The organism is Escherichia sp. MOD1-EC6162, assembly GCF_002965125.1.
Taxonomy (GTDB): Bacteria; Pseudomonadota; Gammaproteobacteria; order Enterobacterales; family Enterobacteriaceae; genus Escherichia; species Escherichia marmotae.
In genome coordinates this window covers 33,560-59,421 of sequence record NZ_PTSB01000027.1, presented here as the reverse complement: position 1 = coordinate 59,421, position 25,862 = coordinate 33,560, and the positions used below count along the sequence as shown (strand labels likewise).

Annotated in this window: 21 protein-coding genes; 11 read left to right on the top strand and 10 right to left on the bottom strand. The window is 48.5% G+C overall.

The features are described 5' to 3' along the window. From A9587_RS19080 to nifJ, 4 genes are all read right to left on the bottom strand, one after another. A partial coding sequence (locus A9587_RS19080) for an MASE4 domain-containing protein (protein WP_172955458.1) occupies positions 1-536 on the bottom strand: 536 nt, incomplete at its 3' end. 1,378 nt (positions 537-1,914) lie between these two features. Next, positions 1,915-2,349 carry a universal stress protein UspF gene (gene uspF / locus A9587_RS19075; protein ID WP_010376343.1) on the bottom strand — a complete coding sequence of 145 codons (435 nt, stop codon included), beginning with the start codon at positions 2,347-2,349 and terminating at the stop codon, positions 1,915-1,917. Positions 2,350-2,489: 140 nt separating this feature from the next. Continuing rightward, positions 2,490-3,623 (bottom strand): porin OmpN, encoded by a 1,134-nt coding sequence (ompN, locus tag A9587_RS19070; RefSeq protein ID WP_000837952.1) that lies wholly within the window; start codon positions 3,621-3,623, stop codon positions 2,490-2,492. 365 nt (positions 3,624-3,988) lie between these two features. Further along, positions 3,989-7,513, bottom strand: coding sequence for a pyruvate:ferredoxin (flavodoxin) oxidoreductase (gene nifJ / locus A9587_RS19065; RefSeq protein ID WP_105263699.1), 3,525 nt, complete (start codon positions 7,511-7,513; stop codon positions 3,989-3,991). Between the two features lie 272 nt (positions 7,514-7,785). On the opposite strand from nifJ, the gene A9587_RS19060 reads away from it, so the two are divergent. Beyond that, positions 7,786-8,052, top strand: a complete 267-nt coding sequence (locus A9587_RS19060; protein ID WP_105263698.1) for a putative hemolysin — start codon at positions 7,786-7,788, stop codon at positions 8,050-8,052. Here the strand turns inward: A9587_RS19060 and hslJ are convergent. Next, complete coding sequence (gene hslJ, locus A9587_RS19055; protein ID WP_001516437.1) at positions 8,049-8,471, bottom strand: heat shock protein HslJ; 423 nt, start codon at positions 8,469-8,471, stop codon at positions 8,049-8,051. The genes A9587_RS19060 and hslJ overlap by 4 nt on opposite strands. A 157-nt stretch (positions 8,472-8,628) precedes the next feature. Further along, positions 8,629-9,618, bottom strand: a complete 990-nt coding sequence (gene ldhA / locus A9587_RS19050) for a D-lactate dehydrogenase (RefSeq protein ID WP_000762228.1) — start codon at positions 9,616-9,618, stop codon at positions 8,629-8,631. A 207-nt stretch (positions 9,619-9,825) separates the two neighbouring features. Here ldhA and A9587_RS19045 point away from each other — a divergent pair, with 207 nt between their 5' ends. The 4 genes from A9587_RS19045 (at position 9,826) to A9587_RS19025 (ending at position 14,065) form a co-directional block, all read left to right on the top strand. Further along, positions 9,826-12,462, top strand: a complete 2,637-nt coding sequence (locus A9587_RS19045; RefSeq protein ID WP_105263697.1) for a YdbH family protein — start codon at positions 9,826-9,828, stop codon at positions 12,460-12,462. Further along, positions 12,462-12,647, top strand: coding sequence for a YnbE family lipoprotein (locus tag A9587_RS19040; RefSeq protein ID WP_000699961.1), 186 nt, complete (start codon positions 12,462-12,464; stop codon positions 12,645-12,647). The genes A9587_RS19045 and A9587_RS19040 overlap by 1 nt, the downstream gene beginning before the upstream one ends. Positions 12,648-12,654: 7 nt before the next feature. Beyond that, a complete protein-coding gene (locus tag A9587_RS19035) occupies positions 12,655-12,978 on the top strand; it encodes a YdbL family protein (RefSeq protein ID WP_001516435.1) in 324 nt (107 codons plus the stop codon). Between the two features lie 220 nt (positions 12,979-13,198). Continuing rightward, positions 13,199-14,065, top strand: coding sequence for an aldo/keto reductase family oxidoreductase (locus A9587_RS19025; RefSeq protein ID WP_085448971.1), 867 nt, complete (start codon positions 13,199-13,201; stop codon positions 14,063-14,065). Between the two features lie 40 nt (positions 14,066-14,105). On the opposite strand, the gene azoR is transcribed toward A9587_RS19025, so the two are convergent. Beyond that, positions 14,106-14,711: an FMN-dependent NADH-azoreductase gene (gene azoR, locus A9587_RS19020; protein WP_105263696.1), complete on the bottom strand. Its 606-nt coding sequence runs from the start codon at positions 14,709-14,711 to the stop codon at positions 14,106-14,108. Positions 14,712-14,911: 200 nt separating this feature from the next. On the opposite strand from azoR, the gene hrpA reads away from it, so the two are divergent. The 3 genes from hrpA (at position 14,912) to aldA (ending at position 21,516) form a co-directional block, all read left to right on the top strand. Beyond that, positions 14,912-18,814, top strand: coding sequence for an ATP-dependent RNA helicase HrpA (gene hrpA / locus A9587_RS19015; protein ID WP_105263695.1), 3,903 nt, complete (start codon positions 14,912-14,914; stop codon positions 18,812-18,814). Between the two features lie 266 nt (positions 18,815-19,080). After that, positions 19,081-19,881 carry a DUF218 domain-containing protein YdcF gene (ydcF, locus tag A9587_RS19010; protein WP_105263694.1) on the top strand — a complete coding sequence of 267 codons (801 nt, stop codon included), beginning with the start codon at positions 19,081-19,083 and terminating at the stop codon, positions 19,879-19,881. 195 nt (positions 19,882-20,076) lie between these two features. Further along, positions 20,077-21,516, top strand: coding sequence for an aldehyde dehydrogenase (gene aldA / locus A9587_RS19005; protein WP_001516431.1), 1,440 nt, complete (start codon positions 20,077-20,079; stop codon positions 21,514-21,516). Positions 21,517-21,557: 41 nt separating this feature from the next. On the opposite strand, the gene gap is transcribed toward aldA, so the two are convergent. Next, the gene (gene gap, locus A9587_RS19000; protein WP_000048676.1) at positions 21,558-22,559 is read right to left on the bottom strand and encodes a type I glyceraldehyde-3-phosphate dehydrogenase; all 1,002 of its coding nucleotides are present in this window, start codon (positions 22,557-22,559) and stop codon (positions 21,558-21,560) included. Between the two features lie 188 nt (positions 22,560-22,747). Between gap and cybB the strand changes: the two genes are divergently transcribed. Next, on the top strand, positions 22,748-23,278 hold the full coding sequence (cybB, locus tag A9587_RS18995; protein ID WP_000428995.1) for a cytochrome b561: 531 nt from the start codon (positions 22,748-22,750) through the stop codon (positions 23,276-23,278). 279 nt (positions 23,279-23,557) lie between these two features. After that, positions 23,558-23,731, top strand: coding sequence for a hypothetical protein (locus tag A9587_RS18990; RefSeq protein WP_000736410.1), 174 nt, complete (start codon positions 23,558-23,560; stop codon positions 23,729-23,731). Between the two features lie 72 nt (positions 23,732-23,803). Here the strand turns inward: A9587_RS18990 and A9587_RS18985 are convergent, their stop codons facing one another. Continuing rightward, a complete protein-coding gene (locus tag A9587_RS18985; protein ID WP_236942003.1) occupies positions 23,804-23,917 on the bottom strand; it encodes a Hok/Gef family protein in 114 nt (37 codons plus the stop codon). Continuing rightward, positions 23,865-24,008, bottom strand: coding sequence for a hypothetical protein (locus A9587_RS25130; protein ID WP_228929205.1), 144 nt, complete (start codon positions 24,006-24,008; stop codon positions 23,865-23,867). Before A9587_RS25130 ends, A9587_RS18985 begins: the two co-directional genes overlap by 53 nt. A gap of 199 nt (positions 24,009-24,207) precedes the next feature. On the opposite strand from A9587_RS25130, the gene A9587_RS18980 reads away from it, so the two are divergent. Further along, a complete protein-coding gene (locus A9587_RS18980; protein ID WP_105263693.1) occupies positions 24,208-25,848 on the top strand; it encodes a methyl-accepting chemotaxis protein in 1,641 nt (546 codons plus the stop codon). Positions 25,849-25,862: the final 14 nt, after the last annotated feature.

Below are 25,862 nucleotides of genomic sequence, written 5' to 3'. Positions count from 1 at the left end.
ATATTAATAGAGTAGCTTTCATTCGCGCTACTTAATATTTTGGCTGTAAATGATATGAAAATAAGAATTAGTATGGCAAATAGTATTGTGAATGTATTTTTTCTATTTGCACAAGTGTAAATTTCTTTTGAATGGCTTGAAAAAATAGCAACACAGGAAATTAACACAAAGCTTATTTGACGGAAAAAGTAAAATATTGCGACGTCATTTGCCTTCTGGATTATTAAGGATTCAGAAGATATTGGTGTTTGCACAATAATTATTGTCTCTACAAAATAATAGAGATTGTTCAGGAATGCAATGGCTAGAATCAGCAGGCAAATTTGTTTTTGATGAGATGTATAGTATAAAAACATAAATATACAAATCATAAGGTTTATAAAAAACAGGCCTACAATAAAGATAATATAGTTGGTTTGGGTTGTTTGTGTAAGGTATAGCCAATTTTTCTCATGTAACTGCATGAGAAAAAATGAAACAAAGATAAATATAATGGAAAATATTTTTAAACTTACAGGTACTGTACGAGTAGTCATGCTGCCACCTAAAAAAATGCATATTTATTCATGTGTATCAATAAATATGTCTCAGGGTAACTTATTCTAAATCAGTATACCATTTGTTATAGATGCTGAAATTATCTTTTTCTGTAAAGATGACTTTTGAATGGTTTGCTGGTTATTAATATGCCTGCTAATTTAAGGTGTATATAGTGAATTTTGAGTGAAATTTTTAATGTGTTATTATTTGTGATGTATGTCACAGAGCCATTTGAGGCGGTCAGTATTCATACTGATAATTAGTGTGAAATTATGCTCTGTGTATGGCATATGTAGGGGAAGAGCAGACTTCGATTGTACCTATTTGCGGTGAATCCGATATCTTTTATTGCGTTGTTGGTCATGTCATGTTGAACTCGATTTAGATTTTTTAGCCGAACTAACAAGCCTGCAGACATCTGACATTTTTTGTTAGAGCGTACTATTTTGATGCGAAGTCATGTAACTTTGTTTCAGGCTGAAAAAGGGTTTAAATTGGGGGAAGTCCAGCTTGGCTCTGGCTCGATCTCACTCCTCCTTTACTTCTCCATTCAGACCAGGCATCGCGAATTCACTGCATGAAGATGAGCGATTTTTATATATTGTGAAGTAAGCGTTTTTTCCTAGAGCGGTTGGCCAGGGCAATACATCTTGGGTTTCCCTGATTCGTACCGCTTATGCTTCGGAGATAAGGGGATATGTGCTCTGTGAACCTAACGGGGATGGTACAGCCAGCATCATCGATTTCAGCCCGGTAAAAGAGACGAGGAAAAATGCACAACAGGCACCACACGTTATGCATGGATTCGAATTGCTCATAATTCACCAGCACAGCTTTAAATCGTAAAGAGAACCACGCTACGCTGTATGCGAGAATGTATTGTGGTTGGCTGGTGAAATTCCGTTAGTGGATTTACAGCCGGAACTGATTCTCTGGGAAAGAAATCATGGGCCAACTCACAGGCCACAGAATGAGAATTCTTAGAATTTTTTCGGTGGCAAAAATGGGGCAAAACGCTGCAAAAGGGGCAAAAAAGGGGCAAAAAAAGAGTGGATTATCGTAGTTTATTGTTCTCGCTGATGATGTTTAACACATTGAAAAATAAGTAAAACACTTATGAGTCAGATAGTTGTGATTTTTGCCCTTACTTGTTCAGGTTGTATTGTTCTTTCTTACTAATTTCTTGATTTTGCAACATTTAATAGTAGCTCAATTCATTATATGGCATCAGAAGAGTATGCATCATGCCGGGATATCCGACAGCAGAAGTCTGATATAAAAACAGTGGCGTGTATGGTACGGATTAGAGGGGAAAATGTCAGCACATTTGCGAAATGAATCAAAAAGCCCGCAGCGACGTGCGGGCGTTAGTTATTAGCGCACGACCAGCACTGAACACTCTGCATGACGTACTACGGCAGCGGCGTTAGAGCCGAGCAGGTAGGTGGTAATATCCGGTCGATGGGAGGCAATGATGATCATATGAGCAGGGATCTTTTTCGCCATTTCCAGAATGCGGTCTTTTGGCGAACCTTCTTCAACATGGATATGCACTCTGTCAGTCGGCAGTTTGAATTTTTTAATGACTTCTTCCAGTTGCGATTTGGCTTCCGCTTTCAGGTCATCCATTGCCGGTAACTCTGCGGAATACGCTAAACCCAGAGAGGCATAGTAGGGCAGCGAAGGTATTACCGTCAGGAAATGAACCTCTGCATCATCAATTTTTGCCTCGGCTTCAACGTGACTAATCACGCGTTGAGTTAATTCTGAGTCGGAAATATCGATAGGGACAAGAATCGTTCTGTTCATAAAACCTCCTGTTTTAGTATCCGCATAAAGTGTAACGCCAGATGACACTTTTTGTGTAATGACGGAGTTCACATTTTTAATTTAGATTAAGCAGGATTCAATAAGTAGAAAAAGCCCGCCAGAGAGGCGGGCAGGCAGGATTAGAACTGATAAACCAGACCTAAAGCGACAATATCATCGGTAGAGATACCGTTGGCAGCGTAGAAGCTGTCATCTTCATCCAACAGGTTAATTTTATAGTCAACATAGGTTGACATATTTTTGTTGAAATAATATGTCGCGCCAACATCTGCGTATTTGACCAGATCTTTATCGTCAACACCGGCTGGATTATCAACACCACCAGCAGCGTTCAGGTCACGCCCTTTAGACATCAGGAAAGACACTGCCGGACGCAGGCCAAAGTCAAACTGATATTGGGCGGTGACTTCAAAGTTCTGGGTCTTGTTCGCAACGGCGTAATCACTGTTGCCAAATGGCGTCATATTACGTGTTTCGGAATACATAGTTGCCAGGTAGATGTTGTTAGCATCATATTTTAACCCGGCAGTCCACGCATCGGCTTTATCGCCACCCGCCACAGTATGATTAACCTGATCATTGGTGCGGTCTGAGGAGGTGTATGCTGCACCCGCACTAAAGCCCATACCTAAATCGTAGGTTGTGGAAAGACCCCAGCCGTCGCCATTTTCATGACGAACATCACGTCCGTTATTCGTACCTTCCTGACCATTGCTCGCGCCTTCGTTGTTACCCTGATATTGCAAAGCGAAGTTCAGTCCATTAACCAGACCGAAGAAATCAGAATTACGATAAGTTGCTACGCCATTAGCACGACCGGTCATAAAGTTGTCCGCATTCGTGTAGGAGTCACCGCCAAATTCTGGCAGCATATCGGTCCAGCCTTCTATATCGTACATTACGCCGTAATTACGTCCGTAATCGAAAGAACCGTAATCAGCAAATTTCAACCCGGCGAATGCCAGACGAGTCCAGGATTGATTTTTTGAGGATTCAGTATTGTTTGCCTGAATATTGTATTCCCACTGACCATAACCAGTGAGTTGATCGTTAATTTGTGTTTCGCCTTTAAAACCAAGACGTGCATAGCTCTGATCGCCATCTTTCGCTGAACTATCAGAAAAATAATGTAGACCATCAACTTTGCCATAAAGATCCAATTTATTGCCGTCTTTATTATAAATTTCTGCCGCATGAGCAGCTCCTGCGGAGAGCAGGGCAGGAATTAAGAGTGCCAGTACTTTGCTTTTCATTGAAAAAATCCTTTAGTTATTTTATTTGCCTTTCTTTCCCTGTTCGGGAAGTGAAAACATCCTAAAGGAAAAGTTCCATTAGCCGATAAGTGTCATTTGTTACGTCTTAAGTAAAACCTTAATCAAATAATTCTTGAGAAATGACAATAAGTTTGATGAATGTTTTAGTGGTGATATATATAAAATAAAAATTATACATTTAAAAAGTGATGCGTTATTCTGCGCGGGTTATATGCCTTTATTGTCACAGATATTATTTTCTGTTGGGGCATTGCTACGATTACTTATTTCCCAACAAATAAAAAGACAAGCCCGAACTTTCATTCGGGCTTTTTTTTGTTCAGGATAATCCTTACCCTGTTACTCTACTCGGTGCCACTTTTATCCGTTTTCCCCGCCATTTGCGCGAGGAAATCATAGCGTTTTTGCAGATCGGCTGCGGCATCTTTCCATAACTGTTTCGCCACTTCTGGCTGTTGCGAATTCAGACGGCGGAAACGTTGTTCATGGAGCAATGTTTCTTCCAGAGCCTCTGATGGTGGACGTGAATCCAGCGCCAGTGGCAGTTTGCCTTCATCGGCACGACGTGGATCAAAGCGATACAGCGGCCAGAAGCCGGTTGCGGTGAGTTGGCGCATCTGGTCGTGACTCAATGCCAGGTCATAACCGTGCTCTTCACATGGACTGTAAGCAATGATCAGTGACGGCCCTGGATACGCTTCCGCTTCCTGAATCGCTTTCACTGTCTGGTTCAGTTGCGCACCGAGAGAAATCTGCGCCACATAAACATGACCGTACATCATCATACTGACGCCGAGGTCTTTACGCGCTTTGCGTTTGCCGTGTTCACCAAACTTCGTTACTGCACCAAGAGGGGTTGCTTTCGACGCCTGACCGCCGGTATTGGAATAGCATTGCGTATCCAGTACCAGAATGTTGACGTTTTCCGTCAGACTTAATACATGATCCAAACCACCGAAGCCGATATCGTAAGCCCAGCCGTCGCCACCAATCAGCCATATTGATTTTTCCACCAGCGCATCAGCGTCGCGCAGCAGTTCATGAGCTTCAGCGATATCCTTTAGTTGCTGGCGCAACGCGGCAACCTGTTCGCGACGAACCTCTGGCGTGGCATCTGATTTCAACGCTGCCAGTAACTCCGCCGGGATTTTATCGGCAAACTGATCCAGCAGACGCAAAACACGGACACGATGCTGATCGACCGTCAGGCGGAAGCCCAGGCCAAATTCGGCATTATCTTCAAACAGTGAGTTCGCCCAGGCCGGACCACGACCGTTTGCATCAGTGGTATACGGTGTGGATGGCAGGTTACCGCCATAAATCGACGAACATCCGGTGGCGTTAGCGATCAACATTCGATCGCCATAGAGCTGAGTAAGCAATTTGATATACGGCGTCTCGCCACAACCGGAACAAGCACCAGAATATTCAAACAGCGGTGTGATCAATTGCGATGTACGAATATCAATACGTTCCAGTTTACTGCGGTCGATTTCTGGTAAGTTGAGGAAGAAGTCATAATTGATTTTCTCTTCTTCCACATGCTCCAGACGCGACATCATATTGATGGCTTTGATATCAGGATCCTGACGGTCTTTCGCCGGGCAAACTTCAACGCACAGATTACAGCCGGTGCAATCTTCCGGTGCGACCTGCAACACATATTTCTGCCCGCGCATATCGCGCGATTTCACATCCAGCGAATGCAGGCTGGCAGGGGCGTTTTCCATTGCTTCCGGCGGAACCACTTTTGCGCGAATAGCGGAGTGTGGGCAGGCGGCGACACAGTGGTTACATTGGGTACAGAGTTCCTCTTTCCAGATGGGGATCTCTTCGGCAATATTGCGTTTTTCCCAACGCGTTGTGCCCATTGGCCATGTGCCGTCTGGTGGTAGCGCCGAAACGGGGAGGGCATCGCCAAGTCCGGCGAGCATTGCAGCGGTGACGGTTTTAACGAAATCAGGCGCTGCATCGGAAACCACCGGTGGCCGATTCGCACTGTGCGGATTTACCGGTTGCAACGGGACTTCTTCCACGGATTCACGCGCCAGCGCCAGTGCCTGCCAGTTGCGTTCCACCAGATCCTGACCTTTGCTGCTGTAGCTTTTGGCAATTGCGCCCTGCAATTCAGCCAGGGCACTGTCGCCAGGCAGAATTTGCGTCAGGTGGAAAAAGGCCATCTGCATTACGGTGTTAATGCGCGCTGCCAGTCCACATTCACGGGCAATTTTCGCTGCATTAATCACATAAAAGCGAGCTTTCTTCTGATTCAACACCGCCTGAACTTCTTGCGGCAGCCGCGACCAGACTTCTTCGGCACTGTACGGAGTATTAAGCAGGAAAATACCGCCAGGTTTCAGGCGTTCTGCCATCTGATATTTGTCGATAAACTGCAACTGGTGGCAGCCAACAAAGTCAGCTTGTGAAATCAGATACGCGGATCGAATTGGATGCTCGCTCACACGCAGGTGAGAAACTGTCAGACCACCGGCCTTTTTGGAATCGTATACAAAATACCCCTGTGCATACCACGGGGTGGAATTACCGATAATCTTGATATTGTTTTTGGTCGCGGAAACGCTGCCGTCACTGCCCAGACCGTAAAACAGGGCTTCCAGCTTCGCGGAGTTTGGCAGGGTATTTTCTGGCAATGGCAGTGACAGATTGGTCACATCATCATAAATACCCACGGTAAATCGTGGTTTTGGTTTGGCTGTGTTAAGTTCGGCAAATACTGCCAGCACACAGTCCGGGCCAAACTCTTTGGAAGACAGACCATAGCGCCCACCAATGACGCGAGGCAATGCCTCACGCTCGCCATTATTAAAGGCTTCTGCCAGCGCGGTCATCACATCCAAATAGAGTGGTTCTGCCTGGGCACCCGGCTCTTTGGTGCGATCCAACACCGCTACGCTGCGTACGGACTCCGGTAGTGCTTGTAGTAAGTGTTTGGCGGAAAACGGACGATATAGTCGAACTTTCAGCACCCCAACTTTTTCGCCACGGGTCAGCAATTCGTCTACCACTTCTTCACAGGTGCCAATAGCAGAACCCATCAGGATTATCACCCGTTCTGCCTGTGGATGACCGTAATACTCAAAAGGCTGATACTGACGACCCGTAGCGGCGGCGAAATCATTCATTGCCTGTTCAACATGGTCGTAAACTGCGTTGTACCATGGGTTAGTTGCTTCACGAGACTGGAAGTAAGTGTCAGGATTGGCGGATGTACCGCGGATCACCGGATGTTCCGGATTCAGCGCACGGGCGCGATGAGCATCAATTTCTGCCTGCGGTATCAGTTCAAGAATAGTGTCGTCGGCCAGTGGAACGATTTTGTTGATCTCGTGGGAAGTACGGAAACCATCAAAGAAATGAATAAATGGCACACGGCTTTTTAGTGTCGCGATTTGCGAAATGAGGGCGAAATCTTGCGCTTCCTGAACGTTTGCCGCACACAACATGGCGCAACCGGTCTGGCGCACCGCCATCACATCTGAATGATCGCCAAAAATAGAGAGCGCATGAGTAGCGACGGTTCGCGCCGCCACATGCAGTACAAACGGTGTCAGTTCGCCCGCCAGTTTGTACAATGTCGGAATCATCAGCAACAAACCCTGCGATGATGTAAACGATGTAGAGAGTGCGCCCGTTTGCAAAGCGCCATGCACAGTCGCGATAGCACCAGCTTCGGACTGCATTTCAACTACGCGAGGTGTATCTCCCCACACGTTTTTCAAGCCGTTTCCGGCCCAGGCATCAGCCTGTTCTGCCATCGTGGAACTCGGGGTAATAGGGTAGATGGCGATAACTTCACTGGTGCGAAATGCCACCGAAGCTACCGCGCCATTACCGTCAATTGTGATCATACGACACCCTTACATTGCGCAAATGAGGGGCACACGAAAAAGCTGCGCGCCCAGTAGTTATCTCTCAATTTTAGCAAATGGCTTTCTGTTGCATTTTCGCTTTTGTGTCCCCCATATCCGCATAATGAATGTTTCGATCAAGCACCGGGCAAAAAATAGCGATAAAAAAGTAACAATGCGTTGCAACACACATAGTAGTTCTCGACGTAACCGCCTGGGCTGCCTATTATTTAGGGCGGTGTCGTTTGGCTTAAAGATTAGAGGAAGTAAAGATGCGAGCAGCGTTGTGGGTAGGGTGTGCCGCTTTATTGTTGTCTGCGTGTAGTAGTGAACCTGTTCAGCAGGCAACCGCGGCGCATGTGGCGCCTGGTTTAAAAGCGTCCATGTCCAGTAGCGGTGAAGCAAATTGCGCAATGATTGGTGGTTCGCTATCCGTTGCCCGTCAACTTGACGGAACGGCTATTGGGATGTGTGCATTACCTAACGGCAAACGCTGCAGCGAACAGTCGCTTGCCGCCGGACGCTGTGGCAGCTACTAATTGACCAAATCTGCCAGTTTATAAGTTAATGTCTGTTTCGCGGTTGCCAGCGTCAACTGGTTGGCGGTCAGATCTACCTGCGCACCTTCTTTCAGCATTTCGCTGATGGTGTGATCGAGTTCGTTAAGCTGTGGGTTGGCACACATCATGCGGGTCATTGCCAGTCCTTTAACTTTCAGTTCTCCGCCCGAAAGTTTACCCTCTCCGCTAAAGCGGTTACACATGTTGCCGGAAATCATCATCTTTTCCCCAAAGCTGATTTCTGGCGGGTTTTTATCGCTGGCAACAGGTTGACCGTTAACACTTTCCAGTACAAACCGGTGATGCTGTAACTGTTCTGGCGTTACAGCAATTTTGTCATTACTTACACATCCCGCCATCAGCAGGCTTAGTGCGACTAGCGCGGCAACTTTCTTCATTTTAGTTCTCAACTTAAGGTATAAATCAGGTGCTGATTGCCGGATGCAACGCTGGGGCGTCTTATCCGTTCAACAGAACTTATTGTAAGAATAGCGGATGAAAGATCTTTGGGGATTATCTGAATAAGCTCCCCTGATTTGCAGGGGAGCTGCATGTTTAAACCAGTTCGTTCGGGCAGGATTCGCCTTTTTCCAGATTGCTCAAGTTTTGCAGCGTAGTCTGGGAAATACTGGTCAGAGCTTCTGCCGTCAGGAAAGCCTGGTGCCCGGTAAACAGTACGTTATGGCAGGCAGACAGACGACGGAACACGTCATCCTGAATCACATCGTTGGATTTATCTTCAAAGAACAGATCGCGTTCGTTCTCATACACGTCCATCCCCAGCGAGCCAATTTTCTGGTTTTTCAGCGCTTCAATTGCCGCCTGGGAATCAATCAATGCGCCACGACTGGTGTTGACGATCATTACGCCGTTTTTCATCTGATCAAACGCCGCCTCATTCAGCAGGTGGTAGTTCTCCGGCGTCAGCGGGCAGTGCAGGGAGATAACGTCTGATTCAGAGAACAGGGTCGGCAGATCGACATATTCCACGCCGAGCTCCAGCGCCGCCGCACTTGGGTATGGATCGAACGCCAGCAGACGCATACCGAAACCTTTCAGAATACGCAGCATCGCTACGCCGATTTTACCGGTGCCGATAACACCTGCCGTTTTGCCATACATGGTAAAGCCAGTCAGGCCTTCCAGAGAGAAGTTGGCGTCACGGGTACGCTGATACGCGCGGTGAATACGGCGGTTCAACGTCATCATCATACCGATAGCGTGTTCAGCGACGGCTTCCGGATCGTAGGCTGGAACACGGACTACTTTCAGCCCCAGCTCTTTTGCCGCGTCGAGGTCAACGTTGTTGAAACCGGCACAGCGCAGGGCGATATATTTAACGCCGTGCTTTTTCAGTTCTTCCAGCACCGGGCGGCTGCCGTCATCATTTACGAAAATACATACCGCTTCGCAGCCATTGGCGGTTTTGGCGGTTTTTTCTGTCAGCAGAAAGTCAAAAAATTCCAGCTCAAAGCCAAAGGACTCGTTCACCTGTTGCAGGTACTTCTTGTCGTACTGTTTTGTGCTATATACGGCGAGTTTCATAAGACTTTCTCCAGTGATGTTGAATCACGTTTAAGCTACTAAAAATATTTTACAAAAATTAAAATATAATTGAAAGCTGTGGTGATATTGAAAAATCCATCAACAACTATGCTTAGTGTAGGCGCAACCTTCAACTGAACGGTTAAACATGCCACAATACCGGTATTGAATGCTTAATTTTTCGCTAAATCAGGATATTAACTACCCATGTTGGGTAAATATAAAGCCGTTCTCGCGCTGTTATTACTGATTATTCTTGTGCCCTTAACGCTGCTGATGACGCTCGGGCTGTGGGTTCCTACGCTGGCGGGTATCTGGCTGCCGCTCGGTACACGCATTGCATTAGATGAAAGCCCGCGCATCACGCGTAAAGGTTTAATTATTCCCGATCTCCGTTATCTGGTGGCGGATTGCCAGTTGGCGCATATCACCAACGCCAGCCTTTCACATCCCAGCCGCTGGTTATTGAACGTTGGCACAGTGGAGCTTGACTCTGCTTGCCTGGCAAAATTGCCACAGGAAGAGCCCTCTCCGGCAGCGCCGAAAACCCTTGCGCAGTGGCAATCCATGCTGCCTAACACCTGGATCAATATTGATAAACTGATCCTTTCGCCCTGGCAGGAATGGCAGGGAAAACTCTCTCTCTCGTTGACCTCTGATATCCAGCAACTGCGTTATCAGGGCGAAAAAGTTAAATTTCAAGGCCAGCTTAAAGGGCAACAACTTACAGTCAGCGAACTGGATGTCGCCGCGTTTGAAAATCAGCCGCCGGTAAAACTGGTAGGGGAATTTACCATGCCGCTGGTGCCGGATGGGCTTCCTGTCAGTGGCCATGCTACCGCGACCTTGAACTTGCCACAGGAACCGTCACTGGTGGATGCTGAACTGGAGTGGCAGGAAAATAGCGGGCAATTGCTTGTGATGACACGGGATAACGGCGATCCATTGCTCGATTTGCCGTGGCAAATTACCCGTCAGCAATTGACGGTCAGCGATGGTCGCTGGAGCTGGCCGTATGAAGGTTTTCCCCTGAGTGGGCGATTGGGTGTTAAAGTCGAGAACTGGCAGGCCGGGCTTGAGAACGCGTTGGTCAGTGGACGCCTGAGTGTGCTGACCCAGGGGCAAGCAGGGAAAGGCAATGCGGTGCTTAATTTTGGCCCAGGAAAATTGAGCATGGATAACAGTCAGATGCCACTGCAACTGACCGGTGAAGCAAAACAGGCTGATCTCATTCTGTATGCCCGCTTACCGGCACAGCTAAGCGGAAGTCTGACTGACCCAACGCTGGCCTTTGAACCAGGCGCGTTATTACGTTCAAAGGGAAGAATCATCGATTCACTGGACATCGATGAAATTCGCTGGCCTTTAGCGGGGGTAAAAGTCACTCAACGTGGTGTTGACGGTCGCTTGCAGGCCATTTTGCAGGCCCATGAAAATGAACTGGGCGACTTTGTGCTGCATATGGATGGTCAGGCGAATGATTTTCTCCCGGATGCAGGGCGTTGGCAGTGGCGTTACTGGGGCAAAGGCAGTTTTACCCCGATGAATGCCACCTGGGATGTCGCAGGAAAAGGTGAGTGGCATAACAGCACGATTACGCTTACCGACCTCTCGACCGGGTTCGATCAGTTGCAATATGGCACGATGACAGTAGAAACGCCGCGCTTAATTCTTGATAAACCCGTTATCTGGGTGCGTGACGCCCAGAATCCGTCTTTTAGTGGTGCGCTTTCGCTGGATGCAGGACAAACGCTTTTCACAGGCGGTAGTGTGTTACCGCCATCAACCTTAAAATTTAGTGTCGATGGACGCGATCCGACGTATTTCCTCTTCAAAGGGGATTTACATGCTGGTGAGATTGGCCCGGTACGGGTGAATGGCCGCTGGGACGGTATTCGCCTGCGCGGCAATGCCTGGTGGCCTAAACAATCGCTGACCGTATTCCAGCCGCTGATCCCGCCAGACTGGAAGATGAATCTACGCGATGGTGAACTGTATGCCCAGGTGGCGTTTTCTGCCGCGCCTGAGCAGGGCTTCCGTGCAGGGGGGCATGGCGTGTTGAAAGGTGGCAGCGCGTGGATGCCAGATAACCAGGTCAACGGTGTCGACTTTGTACTACCGTTCCGTTTTGCCGACGGTGCGTGGCACCTGGGAACGCGGCGACCTGTGTCATTACGTATTGCTGAAGTGGTTAACCTGGTGACGGCAAAAAATATTACTGCCGATCTTCAGGGGCGTTATCCGTGGACCGAATACGAACCCTTGCTACTGACTGATGTGAGTGTTGATGTTTTAGGTGGTAACGTGCTAATGAAACAATTACGTATGCCGCAGCACGATCCGGCGCTGTTACGGCTGAATAATCTCTCTTCCAGTGAACTGGTTAGCGCCATCAATCCAAAGCAATTCGCTATGTCAGGGGCATTCAGTGGGGCATTGCCGCTATGGCTTAATAATGAAAAATGGATTGTGAAAGATGGCTGGCTGGCAAACGCAGGCCCCATGACCTTGCGCCTGGATAAAGACACGGCGGATGCAGTAGCAAAAGACAATATGACCGCAGGGACTGCAATCAACTGGTTGCGCTATATGGAAATTAGCCGTTCATCGACAAAAATTAATCTGGATAATCTCGGTGTGTTAACCATGCAGGCAACGATCAGCGGTAATAGCCGGGTTGATGGTAAAACGGGCACGGTGAATCTTAATTACAGCCACGAAGAGAATATTTTTACGTTATGGCGCAGCTTACGCTTTGGCGATAATCTCCAGGCGTGGCTGGAACAGAATGCCCGACTCCCGAAAACGGGTTGCCCATCAGGAAATGAGTGTGAGGAAAAATAATGAAAATAATGATAACCGCGTTCGCGTCCTCTTTTATGTTGCTTGGTTGCACGCCGCGCATTGAAGTGGCTGCGCCGAAAGAGCCAATCACCATTAATATGAACGTTAAAATTGAGCATGAGATCATCATCAAAGCAGATAAGGACGTTGAAGACTTGCTCAAAACCCGTAGCGATCTTTTTTGAGGTAATGATGAAAAGAGCATTACTGATAATGGTGTGGACTGTTTGCCTGATGAGCAGCAGTGCGATGGCGTTAACCCTGAATGAAGCCAGAAGTCAGGGGCGGGTAGGCGAAACATTTAATGGTTATCTGATGGCACTGAAAACGGATGACGAAACGCAGGCATTGGTAAACGATATTAATAAAGCTCGTGCGCTGAGTTATCAGCAACTGGCCAGACAAAATAATGTCTCAACTGAGGAGATTGCAAAACTGGCAGGGCAGAAACTGGTCGCTCGCGCTAAACCGGGAGAATATGTGCAGGGGATTAATGGGAAATGGCTGCAAAAATAAAAAACGTAAAGCAGCGGTAATTAATTTCGTATTCAGAAAGATCAGTTACCGTTCAAAACGGTACAAATTATACCTACAGACCTCCGCCAGATTGATTGCGGCGCTGTTTTTGCTTGTTGGCGCTCGTTTTTACGCATCCGCATTCAATAGTCATTTATTCACTTTCCGTTCATTTCTATACTGATTTTTCTTAATCCGCTTTATTACAGGGCAGGGTGTTATGAGCAGCAACACATTTACTCTCGGTACAAAATCCGTTAACCGTCTCGGTTACGGCGCGATGCAACTGGCAGGACCTGGTGTATTCGGCCCACCGAAAGATCGCCATGTCGCGATTACCGTGCTGCGTGAGGCACTGGCATTGGGCGTCAATCACATTGATACCAGCGACTTTTATGGTCCACACGTTACCAATCAGATTATCCGCGAAGCGTTACATCCTTATTCCGATGACCTGACTATCGTCACCAAAATTGGCGCTCGCCGCGGTGAGGACGCCTCCTGGTTGCCGGCATTCTCTCCAGCAGAACTGAAAAAAGCGGTGCACGATAACCTGCGAAATCTGGGGGTGGACGTGCTGGATGTGGTGAACCTGCGGGTGATGCCTGACGATGGACATGGCCCGGCGGAAGGGTCGATTGAAGCCAGCCTGATCGTGCTGGCTGAGATGCAACAACAAGGGCTGGTAAAACATATTGGCCTGAGCAACGTAACACCAACGCAGGTTGCAGAGGCGCGCAAGATTACAGAAATTGTTTGCGTGCAAAACGAATACAACATTGCCCATCGTGCGGATGACGAATTAATTGATTCTTTGGCTCGCGATGGCATTGCATATGTGCCGTTCTTCCCGCTCGGGGGCTTTACGCCACTGCAATCCTCCACGCTCTCTGATGTCGCAGCAAGTCTTAATGCGACACCGATGCAGGTGGCGCTGGCGTGGCTGTTGCAACGTTCACCGAATATTTTGCTGATCCCGGGAACGTCTTCCGTTGCGCATTTACGGGAGAATATGGCAGTGGGGGAATTAGCGCTACCTGATGATGTGTTGGCAACGCTGGACAGTATTGCGAAAAAGGCGAGTTAAGTAAAAAAGCCTCCCGCACTCGCGGTAGGCTTCTTAAAACTTATGCTGCAACAATTGCGTCAATTGCCGCTTTAGCGTCTGCCTGCGCTTTTGCTGCCATTTCCGGCCCGTAAGCGATACCTTCAGCAAAGACAAAGTTCACGTCAGTAATGCCGATAAAGCCAAGGAACGTAGAAAGATACGGGGTCACCAGGTCTGTAGGCCCATCCTTATGGATACCGCCACGGCTGGTAATAACAATGGCTTTTTTACCGGTTACCAGACCTTCAGGACCGTTCTCGGTGTAGCGGAAAGTAACGCCTGCACGCGCAACCAGGTCAAAATAGTTTTTCAACTGAGTAGAGATGTTGAAGTTGTACATCGGTGCGGCAATCACGATAACGTCATGCGCTTTCAACTCGGCAATCAGTTCATCAGACAGTGTCAGGGCTTCCTGCTGGCGCGGAGTCAGCGGCGCGTCACTCGGACGCAGAGCACCAACCAGTTCGCCATCCAGCACCGGAACCGGATTTGCAGCCAGGTCGCGGACGGTGATTTCATCAGCAGTGTGCTTTTCACGCCATTGTTCAACAAAATAATCAGACAACTGACCAGACTGAGAGTACCCTGCCAGGATGCTGGATTTAAGAACTAATACCTTGCTCATGGTGTTTCCTTATAGATGTTTGAATGGGCGATGCCCTGTTGCTTGTTGACACTTTATTCACAATCCTGCCACAGAGATAGCGCAATATATCGAAGTCTATGTTCGAATTTATTGAACAACACATAAAAAGCCGCGATGTGGTACTCTATATCTATCATTTAAAAGAAAATTAATCAGGCACAACGCTGCCCTTTAACGTTATGACAGAACAACAAAAATTGACCTTTAACGCCTTACAGCAGCGGTTGGATTCGTTAATGCTGCGTGACAGACTGCGTTTTTCCCGCCGTCTGCATGGGGTGAAGAAGGTTAAAAATCCTGATGCACAACAGGCCATTTTCCAGGAGATGGCAAAAGAAATTGACCAGGCGGCAGGGAAAGTCCTGCTACGTGAAGCGGCGCGTCCGGAGATTACTTATCCGGACAATTTGCCGGTTAGCCAGAAAAAACAGGACATTCTCGAAGCGATCCGTGACCACCAGGTGGTGATTGTCGCCGGAGAAACAGGTTCCGGTAAAACGACGCAGTTGCCGAAAATCTGTATGGAACTGGGGCGCGGGATTAAAGGGCTGATTGGCCATACCCAGCCTCGTCGACTGGCAGCCCGTACCGTGGCGAACCGTATTGCGGAAGAGTTGCAGACCGAACCGGGTGGTTGCATCGGTTATAAAGTCCGTTTCAGCGATCACGTCAGTGATAACACGATGGTCAAGCTGATGACCGACGGTATTCTGCTGGCGGAAATCCAGCAGGATCGCCTGCTGATGCAGTACGACACCATCATCATTGACGAAGCGCACGAACGCAGCCTGAACATTGATTTCCTGCTCGGTTATTTGAAAGAGCTGTTGCCACGTCGCCCGGATCTGAAAGTCATCATCACTTCCGCGACCATCGATCCGGAACGCTTCTCTCGCCACTTTAACAATGCGCCGATTATCGAAGTTTCGGGTCGAACTTATCCGGTAGAAGTGCGTTATCGACCAATAGTTGAAGAAGCGGATGATACCGAGCGCGACCAGTTACAGGCGATTTTCGATGCCGTAGACGAATTGAGCCAGGAAAGCCCCGGCGACATTTTGATCTTTATGAGCGGCGAGCGGGAAATTCGCGATACCGCCGATGCGCTGAACAAGCTGAACTTACGCCATACGGAAATATTGCCGCTTTATGCGCGGCTTTCAAACAGCGAACAAAATCGCGTCTTCCAGTCACACAGCGGGCGGCGCATTGTGCTGGCGACTAACGTCGCGGAAACCTCGCTGACTGTGCCGGGTATTAAATACGTGATCGACCCAGGTACGGCGCGCATCAGCCGCTACAGCTATCGCACCAAAGTGCAGCGTCTACCGATTGAGCCAATTTCGCAGGCTTCAGCCAATCAGCGTAAAGGCCGTTGCGGACGCGTATCAGAAGGGATCTGTATTCGTCTTTATTCGGAAGACGATTTCCTTTCTCGTCCGGAGTTTACCGATCCGGAAATTCTGCGTACCAACCTGGCGTCGGTTATCTTACAGATGACCGCACTGGGGCTGGGCGATATCGCTGCGTTTCCGTTTGTTGAAGCGCCGGATAAACGCAATATTCAGGATGGTGTGCGCCTGCTGGAGGAGTTAGGTGCAATCACCACCGACGAACAGCAAACCGCATATAAACTGACACCACTTGGTCGTCAGTTATCACAGTTACCGGTTGACCCGCGTCTGGCACGCATGGTGCTGGAAGCGCAGAAACATGGCTGTGTAAGGGAAGCGATGATTATCACTTCCGCGCTCTCCATTCAGGACCCTCGTGAACGCCCGATGGACAAACAACAGGCATCGGATGAAAAACATCGTCGTTTCCACGATAAAGAGTCCGACTTCCTGGCGTTTGTGAATTTGTGGAATTATCTCGGTGAGCAGCAAAAGGCGCTCTCTTCAAACGCCTTCCGTCGCTTGTGCCGCACTGAATATCTCAACTATCTGCGCGTGCGCGAATGGCAGGACATCTACACTCAGTTGCGCCAGGTGGTGAAAGAACTCGGCATTCCGGTAAACAGTGAACCGGCGGAGTATCGCGAAATTCATATCGCATTACTGACCGGTTTGCTTTCACATATCGGCATGAAAGATGCGGATAAACAGGAATATACCGGCGCACGTAACGCGCGTTTCTCTATCTTCCCTGGTTCTGGTTTATTCAAAAAGCCGCCAAAGTGGGTGATGGTGGCGGAACTGGTAGAAACCAGCCGCCTGTGGGGGCGCATTGCGGCACGCATCGATCCGGAATGGGTAGAGCCGGTTGCCCAACATTTGATCAAACGCACCTACAGTGAACCGCACTGGGAACGGGCGCAGGGCGCAGTGATGGCGACGGAAAAAGTCACCGTTTATGGGTTGCCGATTGTCGCCGCGCGTAAGGTTAACTACAGCCAGATTGATCCTGCGTTGTGCCGTGAACTCTTTATCCGCCATGCACTTGTAGAAGGTGACTGGCAGACACGTCACGCTTTCTTCCGTGAAAACCTGAAACTGCGGGCAGAAGTGGAAGAGCTGGAACACAAATCACGTCGTCGCGATATTCTGGTAGATGACGAGACGCTGTTTGAATTTTACGACCAGCGCATTAGCCATGATGTGATCTCTTCGCGCCACTTCGACAACTGGTGGAAAAAGGTTAGCCGCGAAACGCCTGATTTGCTCAACTTTGAAAAGAGCATGTTGATCAAAGAAGGTGCGGAAAAAATCAGCAAGCTGGATTACCCGAACTTCTGGCATCAGGGCAATCTCAAGCTGCGTTTAAGTTATCAGTTTGAGCCAGGTGCGGACGCTGATGGCGTGACCGTGCATATTCCGCTGCCGTTGCTCAACCAGGTGGAAGAGCGCGGCTTTGAATGGCAAATTCCTGGATTACGTCGTGAACTGGTGATTGCGCTGATTAAATCGCTGCCAAAACCGGTACGTCGTAATTTTGTGCCTGCGCCAAACTACGCCGAAGCGTTTTTAGGCCGCGTGACGCCACTGGAACTACCGTTGCTCGACAGTCTTGAACGTGAATTGCGCCGCATGACCGGCGTTACCGTTGACCGCGAAGACTGGCACTGGGATCAGGTGCCCGATCACCTGAAAATTACTTTCCGCGTGGTGGACGACAAAAACAAGAAGTTGAAAGAAGGGCGCTCATTACAGGAACTGAAAGAGGCGCTGAAAGGCAAAGTGCAGGAAACACTGTCTGCGGTCGCTGATGACGGTATCGAGCAGAGCGGCCTGCATATCTGGAGCTTTGGTCAATTGCCGGAAAGCTACGAGCAGAAGCGCGGCAATTACAAAGTGAAAGCGTGGCCTGCGCTGGTGGATGAACGTGACAGCGTGGCGATCAAATTGTTTGATAATCCACTGGAGCAGAAGCAAGCAATGTGGAACGGTCTGCGCCGTCTACTGTTGCTGAATATTCCTTCACCGATCAAATATCTGCATGAGAAGTTGCCGAATAAAGCCAAGCTGGGGCTGTACTTTAACCCGTATGGCAAAGTGCTGGAGCTGATCGATGACTGTATCTCCTGCGGTGTGGATAAATTAATCGACGCCAACGGTGGCCCGGTCTGGACGGAAGAGGGTTTTACTGCGCTACATGAAAAAGTGCGTGCCGAACTGAACGATACCGTGGTGGATATTGCGAAGCAGGTCGAGCAAATCCTCACGGCAGTGTTCAACATCAACAAACGTCTGAAAGGGCGTGTTGATATGACGATGGCGCTGGGGCTTTCTGACATCAAAGCACAAATGGGCGGTCTGGTGTATCGCGGTTTTGTCACCAGTAACGGCTTCAAACGGCTGGGCGATACGCTGCGCTATTTGCAGGCGATTGAAAAACGCCTGGAAAAACTGGCGGTTGATCCGCATCGCGACCGTGCCCAAATGCTGAAAGTCGAAAACGTCCAGCAGGCATGGCAACAATGGTTCAACAAACTGCCGCCAGCGCGTCGTGAGGATGAAGACGTGAAAGAGATCCGTTGGATGATTGAAGAACTGCGCGTCAGTTACTTCGCCCAACAACTTGGTACGCCGTATCCGATATCGGATAAACGTATTTTGCAGGCGATGGAGCAGATTAGCGGTTAACGGCTGTTATTTGGCTGATGAATCTAAAACCCGGTAAGCGTGTGCTGCCGGTTTTTTTTTTATAAGATCTGAAGGATTCACTCTATCGCAACATTGAACGATTTTGCTGAATTTTTATCAACAGTCTTTCCTCAAATACAGTATGAGTAAAACAAATATCAGGCTTACGAAGGAGGATAGAGAAAATACAACGTCTTCCTTTCAGAGTGCTCCGCTTCTCATTATTATCTCACGCAGTATTCTTAAGGGAACGAGAAGGAGGGACCATGAACATTAACCCGTTTCCGACGCTTTCAGCGACAACTATAGATGCCATAAACGTTATTGGTCGATGGCTGGCGCAGGATGATTTCTCTGGTGAGATGCCGTATCAGGCTGATTGCGTGATCCTCGCAGGTAACGCTGTTATTCCCACTATCGACGCTGCATGCAAGATTGCCCGCGATCAGCAAATTCCATTACTGATCAGCGGTGGTATCGGTCACTCGACAACCTTTTTATATAGTGCTGTCGCACAGCATCCACATTACAACATCATTCGTACCACGGGCAGGGCAGAAGCCACCATCCTTGCAGATATTGCCCATCAGTTCTGGCATATTCCCCATGAAAAAATCTGGATTGAAGACCAGTCAACGAACTGCGGTGAAAACGCCCGCTTCAGCGTCGCGTTATTGAATCAGGCCACAGAGCGCATTCACACGGCTATCGTTGTGCAGGATCCCACCATGCAGCGGCGCACGATGGCGACGTTCCGCCGTATTACTGCTGATAATCCCGATGCACCTCGCTGGTTAAGTTATCCAGGATTCGTACCACAAGTGGGGAATAACGCAGACAGTGTCACATTTGTTAATCAACTGGAAGGATTATGGCCAGTTGAACGTTATTTATCGCTACTTACTGGTGAGCTACCACGTTTGCGTGATGATAGCGACGGTTATGGCCCCCGCGGACGTGATTTTATCGTTCACGTTGATTTTCCTGCAGAAGTCGCCCAGGCATGGCAGACGCTGAAACACGACGCTGTACTTATTGAAGCGATGGAAAGTCGTTCGCTACGTTAAAAATTGCCCGTTTGTGAAAAACCGTTGGCAAACGGGCATGATTCTTTACTTTTACTTCTGCCTTTTATTCCTTTCACACCTGTTTTTATGAAGCCCTTCACAGATTCGTCCTTCCACGATGCCGTTTCCGCAATGATTGATGTTTATTAACAATATATTCACTAAATAAAAACACAATAATCACAGGAGTCGCCCATGTCAGTACCCGTTCAACATCCTATGTATATCGATGGACAGTTTGTTACCTGGCATGGAGATGCATGGATTGATGTTGTAAACCCTGCAACAGAGACGGTTATTTCCCGTATTCCTGATGGTCAGGCTGAGGATGCCCGTAAGGCAATCGATGCTGCAGAACGTGCCCAACCAGAATGGGAAGCATTGCCTGCCATTGAGCGCGCCAGTTGGTTACGCAAAATCGCTGCCGGGATCCGTGAACGCGCCAGTGAAATCAGTGCACTGATTGTCGAGGAAGGGGGCAAAGTCCAGCAACTGGCTGAAGTCGAAGTGGCTTTCACGGCGGACTATATTGATTATATGGCGGAGTGGGCGCGGCGCTACGAGGGTGAGATTATTCAAAGCGATCGCCCGGGAGAGAATATTCTTCTTTTTAAACGTGCGCTTGGCGTGACCACCGGTATTCTGCCGTGGAATTTCCCGTTCTTCCTGATTGCCCGCAAAATGGCACCCGCTCTGCTCACCGGCAATACCATCGTCATTAAACCGAGCGAATTTACACCAAATAACGCAATTGCTTTCGCCAAAATCGTCGATGAAATTGGCCTTCCACGCGGCGTGTTTAACCTTGTGCTGGGGCGCGGTGAAACAGTGGGTCAGGAACTGGCGGGTAACCCGAAGGTCGCAATGGTCAGTATGACGGGCAGCGTCGCCGCCGGGGAGAAAATCATGGCAACTGCGGCGAAAAATATCACCAAAGTGTGTCTGGAACTGGGCGGCAAAGCGCCCGCTATTGTGATGGATGACGCTGATATTGAACTGGCAGTCAAAGCCATCGTTGATTCACGAGTCATTAATAGTGGGCAAGTGTGCAACTGTGCTGAACGTGTTTATGTACAGAAAGGCATTTATGATCAGTTTGTTAACCGACTTGGTGAAGCGATGCAGGCGGTGCAGTTTGGCAATCCTTCTGAACGCAACGACATTGCAATGGGGCCGTTGATTAACGCCGCGGCGTTGGAAAAGGTTGAGCAGAAAGTGGCTCGTGCTGTAGAAGAGGGCGCGAGAGTGGCGCTTGGTGGCAAAGCGGTAGCGGGGAAAGGGTACTATTATCCGCCGACAATATTGCTGGATGTTCGCCAGGAAATGTCAATTATGCACGAAGAAACCTTTGGCCCGGTGCTGCCTGTTGTCGCTTTCGATACGCTGGAACACGCTATCGCCATGGCTAACGACAGCGATTACGGCCTGACCTCGTCGATTTATACTCAAAATCTGAACGTCGCGATGAAAGCCATCAAAGGGTTGAAGTTCGGTGAAACCTACATCAATCGTGAAAACTTTGAAGCGATGCAAGGTTTCCACGCCGGATGGCGTAAGTCGGGTATTGGCGGTGCGGATGGTAAACATGGTTTGCATGAATACCTGCAAACCCAGGTCGTTTATTTACAGTCGTAATGTGTAAAACAGGCGGAGGCATTTCCCTCCACCTGTATCTGTCAGAGTTTGGCGAATTTTTCCAGGGTGCGAATAAGCTGGGTGACAAAGCCATATTCGTTGTCGTACCAGGCGACTGTTTTTACCAGTTGCAAATCGCCCACGGCGGTAATTTCCGTTTGGGTGGCATCAAACACCGAACCAAAATGGCTACCAATGATATCGGAAGAGACTATTTCTTCATCGGTATAACCAAATGATTCGTTATTGTTTGTCGCCTTTTTAAGTGCATTGTTCACTTCTTCGGCAGTCACTTTTTTACCGAGAATAGACACCAACTCGGTGACAGAACCCGTTTTTACCGGTACACGCTGTGCATGGCCTTTCAGTTTACCGCTCAGTTCCGGGATCACCAGACCAATAGCTTTTGCTGCGCCCGTTGTATGGGGAATAATATTTTCTGCCGCCGCACGTGAAGCGCGTAGATCTTTACCACGCGGACCATCCACCAGTGACTGGGTGCCGGTATAGGCATGAATCGTCGTCATCGTGCCGACTTCTATTCCAAAATTGTCATGGAGTGCTTTGGCCATCGGCGCAAGACAGTTGGTGGTGCAGGACGCCACGGAAACAATGGTGTCGTTGCCATCCAGCGTGTTGTCATTGACGTTATAAACGATGGTTTTCATTTCACCGGCAGGGGCGGAAATTAACACCTTCTTCGCGCCAGCATCCAGATGTGCCTGCGATTTCTCTGCGGATGTATAAAAGCCGGTACATTCAACAATGATTTCTGCACCTTTCGCTTTCCACGGAATATTTTTCGCCTCTTTTTCGGCGTAAACCGCAATACTTTTGCCATCGACAATAAGTGAATCTTCAGTGAAATCAACGCTCCAGGGGAACGGGCCGTAGTTTGAATCGTGTTTTAGCAAGTAGGCGAGAATTTTCGGGGATGTGAGATCATTAATGGCGACAACATCTATATTGCTTTTGACCTCCAGTAATCGACGCAATACCAGTCGACCGATACGACCAAAACCGTTAATACCAACTTTACTCATGGTTTTCTCCTGTCAGGAACTCGTGGGTGAAAATTAATCCTTTCCAGGCTTAGACCAGGATGGTGGGATGAGCAATCTACATTCTCGCAGTGAAACGTAACCTACTGAAAATGGGTGAACAATATTTAATGAAATTTTGAGAAAAGCTGGTTATGTTAACAATAAATTGTTTTAAATCAGGAAATGTTATGGAAAATAAATACTCAAAGTTACAAATCGGTATTCACTGGCTGGTCTTTTTACTGGTTATCGCAGCTTACTGTGCGATGGAGTTTCGTGGATTTTTCCCGCGAGCCGATCGACCGGTTATCAACATGATCCATGTTTCCTGTGGCATTTCGATTTTCGTACTGATGGTGCTTCGTCTCGTGCTAAGACTGAAATATCCAACGCCACCAATTGTGCCTAAACCAAAGCCAATGATGACGGGGCTTGCGCATCTCGGGCATCTGGTCATTTACTTGCTGTTTATCGCACTGCCGATAATTGGCATGGTGATGATGTATAACCGTGGCAATCCGTGGTTTGCGTTTGGTGTGATGATGCCTCATGCATCAGAGGCCAATTTCGATCTGGTAGATACCTTAAAATCGTGGCATGAAACGCTGGCAAATCTGGGGTATTTCGTTATTGGGTTGCATGCCGCTGCTGCATTGGCGCACCACTATTTCTGGAAGGACAATACGCTTCTGCGCATGATGCCGCGTAAGCGTTCCTGACAACAGTAAAAGAAAACGCCTGTACTAAACCAGACCCGTGGTACAGGCGAAGAATACGGGTCTACATCGGAAGCACCTATTATATTTATTTGTATGACAAATAAAACCAGAATTCGTGTTTATATGTTTGCCTGGCCAATATTTAATCAAATTATCTTTCTATTAAGAGCGTTACTCAATTTCCTCCAATCCAATCTTTGATCTCCCTAAGTGAAATAAAAACTGTCCGGCGTATAACTTTTGTACCGAACATAAGATTCGGCAAACCATGGAGGTTATATGAAGAAGTTGTCATTTATTTTACTGATAGGATTACTGATGTCTTTTTATGCTGATGCAGGGCGAAAACCTTGTTCCGGTTCGAAAGGGGGGATCTCTCACTGCACTGCTGGCGGCAAATTTGTCTGTAACGATGGTTCTATCAGCGCATCGAAAAAAACGTGCACTAACTGAAAAGTAAAAAGGGGTGCCATGAGAAAATGAACCTGCCAGCCAGATACGCGGGGAAAACTCCCTGGACTGCCCTTACCTGGACGTGCAGGCCATGAGGGCTGCCACCTCCTTTTCACCGTCCCGGAACCGCAGTTCATAGAGCGTTTGTCGGGTCAGGAGTGTGAATGCCAGTATTGTGAAACAAATAATGAGCAGACACGCCACCAGGGGGCGCTTCATAGCCTTTCTCTTTGCCGGATGGCGGGTAAGAGGCTAACATCCGAATTGTGTGGTTCATTCGTTGGCCTCGGTTGATAGCATTATCGATCGGGGCCTTCGTCCTTCTGATTCCCGGTTTCTTCATTCCGGCGGTAATAATCTCTCATCGCAATAATTGTTGTAAAAATGTGATATGAACAGGTTTTTGGCAGTAAGCAATTACCGTCAATTGCCGATGACCCTCTATCGGGAGTAAACCTGGAAGAGAGACCACGGTCATGAATACAACATCCTCACACCGCTCAGGCTTTTTACATCACATCAGATTGGTTCCGTTATTTGCCTGCATTCTTGGCGGCATATTATTTCTTTTTGCTTTGAGTTCAGCCCTGGCTGGATATTTTCTCTGGCAGGCTGACCGCGATCAGCGAGATGTCACCGCCGAGATCCAGATTCGCACGGGGTTAGCAAATAGCTCTGATTTTTTGCGTTCAGCCCGAATCAATATGATTCAGGCCGGGGCGGCGAGTCGGATCGCAGAAATGGAAGAGATGAAAAAAAATATTGCACAAGCAGAATTGCAGATTAAACAGTCGCAGCAAGGTTATCGCGCTTACCAGAATCGCCGTGTGAAAACACGTGATGATGAAGTTCTGGATGCTGAATTAAATCAACGTTTTCAGGCTTATATAACAGGTCTGCAACCCATGTTGAAATATGCCAAAAATGGCATGTTCGAAGCGATTATTAATCATGAAAGTGAGCAGATCCGATCGCTGGATAATGTTTATAGCCAGATTTTAAACAACGCTGTTGAAATACGTAGCGCCAGAGCAAATCATCTGACGGAGCAGGCGCATCAGCGCACTCGACTGGGGGTGATGTTTATGATTGGTGCGTTTGTGCTTGCCCTGGTCATGACGCTGATGACCTTTATGGTTTTGCGTCGGATAGTGATTCGACCTCTGCAGCATGCTGCGCAACGCATTGAACAAATTGCCAGTGGCAATCTGACAATGGCTGACGAACCTTCTGGGCGCAGTGAAATTGGCCGTTTAAGCCGTCATTTGCAGCAAATGCAGCATTCGCTGGTGATGACTGTCGGGACGGTACGTCAGGGGGCGGAGGAGATTTATCGCGGCACCAGCGAAATTTCCGCTGGCAATGCCGACCTTTCTTCGCGCACTGAAGAACAGGCCGCGGCGATTGAACAAACCGCTGCCAGCATGGAGCAACTCACTGTGACAGTCAAACAGAATGCGGATAATGCCCACTACGCAAGCCGTCTGGCGCAAGAGGCTTCCATTAAAGCCAGCGATGGTGGGCAGACGGTCTCCGGCGTGGTGAAAACGATGGGGGATATCTCCAGCAGTTCAAAGAAAATTTCCGAAATTACCGCCGTGATCAACAGTATTGCCTTCCAGACAAATATTCTGGCGCTCAATGCAGCCGTTGAAGCCGCGCGGGCCGGTGAGCAAGGGCGCGGATTTGCTGTCGTTGCCAGTGAAGTGCGTACACTCGCCAGCCGTAGCGCTCAGGCAGCGAAAGAAATTGAAGGCCTGATCAGTGAATCAGTCAGATTAATTGGGCAAGGAGCTAATGAGGTGACGACAGCAGGGAAAACCATGAGTGCCATAATGGACGCTGTGGCGAGCGTCACGCATATCATGCAGGAAATAGCTGCTGCGTCGGATGAGCAAAGCAGGGGCATAACGCAAGTCAGTCAGGCGATTTCTGAAATGGATAAAGTGACGCAACAGAATGCCTCACTGGTGGAAGAGGCTTCTGCGGCGGCGGTATCCCTTGAAGAGCAGGCGGCGCGATTAACTGAAGCGGTAGATGTATTCCGTCTGACGAAACAATCTGCGCCGGCAGCTCAACGAGTGGCGGGGGATTCAGTTAGTCTGGTAACGGCGTGAAAAGATTAAAGGAG

Coding starts and splice junctions, on each gene's coding strand:
- uspF (WP_010376343.1), bottom strand. CDS start 2,349: ATGAACAGAACGATTCTTGTCCCTATCGATATTTCCGACTCAGAATTA.
- ompN (WP_000837952.1), bottom strand. CDS start 3,623: ATGAAAAGCAAAGTACTGGCACTCTTAATTCCTGCCCTGCTCTCCGCA.
- nifJ (WP_105263699.1), bottom strand. CDS start 7,513: ATGATCACAATTGACGGTAATGGCGCGGTAGCTTCGGTGGCATTTCGC.
- A9587_RS19060 (WP_105263698.1), top strand. CDS start 7,786: ATGCGAGCAGCGTTGTGGGTAGGGTGTGCCGCTTTATTGTTGTCTGCG.
- hslJ (WP_001516437.1), bottom strand. CDS start 8,471: ATGAAGAAAGTTGCCGCGCTAGTCGCACTAAGCCTGCTGATGGCGGGA.
- ldhA (WP_000762228.1), bottom strand. CDS start 9,618: ATGAAACTCGCCGTATATAGCACAAAACAGTACGACAAGAAGTACCTG.
- A9587_RS19045 (WP_105263697.1), top strand. CDS start 9,826: ATGTTGGGTAAATATAAAGCCGTTCTCGCGCTGTTATTACTGATTATT.
- A9587_RS19040 (WP_000699961.1), top strand. CDS start 12,462: ATGAAAATAATGATAACCGCGTTCGCGTCCTCTTTTATGTTGCTTGGT.
- A9587_RS19035 (WP_001516435.1), top strand. CDS start 12,655: ATGAAAAGAGCATTACTGATAATGGTGTGGACTGTTTGCCTGATGAGC.
- A9587_RS19025 (WP_085448971.1), top strand. CDS start 13,199: ATGAGCAGCAACACATTTACTCTCGGTACAAAATCCGTTAACCGTCTC.
- azoR (WP_105263696.1), bottom strand. CDS start 14,711: ATGAGCAAGGTATTAGTTCTTAAATCCAGCATCCTGGCAGGGTACTCT.
- hrpA (WP_105263695.1), top strand. CDS start 14,912: ATGACAGAACAACAAAAATTGACCTTTAACGCCTTACAGCAGCGGTTG.
- ydcF (WP_105263694.1), top strand. CDS start 19,081: ATGAACATTAACCCGTTTCCGACGCTTTCAGCGACAACTATAGATGCC.
- aldA (WP_001516431.1), top strand. CDS start 20,077: ATGTCAGTACCCGTTCAACATCCTATGTATATCGATGGACAGTTTGTT.
- gap (WP_000048676.1), bottom strand. CDS start 22,559: ATGAGTAAAGTTGGTATTAACGGTTTTGGTCGTATCGGTCGACTGGTA.
- cybB (WP_000428995.1), top strand. CDS start 22,748: ATGGAAAATAAATACTCAAAGTTACAAATCGGTATTCACTGGCTGGTC.
- A9587_RS18990 (WP_000736410.1), top strand. CDS start 23,558: ATGAAGAAGTTGTCATTTATTTTACTGATAGGATTACTGATGTCTTTT.
- A9587_RS25130 (WP_228929205.1), bottom strand. CDS start 24,008: ATGAACCACACAATTCGGATGTTAGCCTCTTACCCGCCATCCGGCAAA.
- A9587_RS18980 (WP_105263693.1), top strand. CDS start 24,208: ATGAATACAACATCCTCACACCGCTCAGGCTTTTTACATCACATCAGA.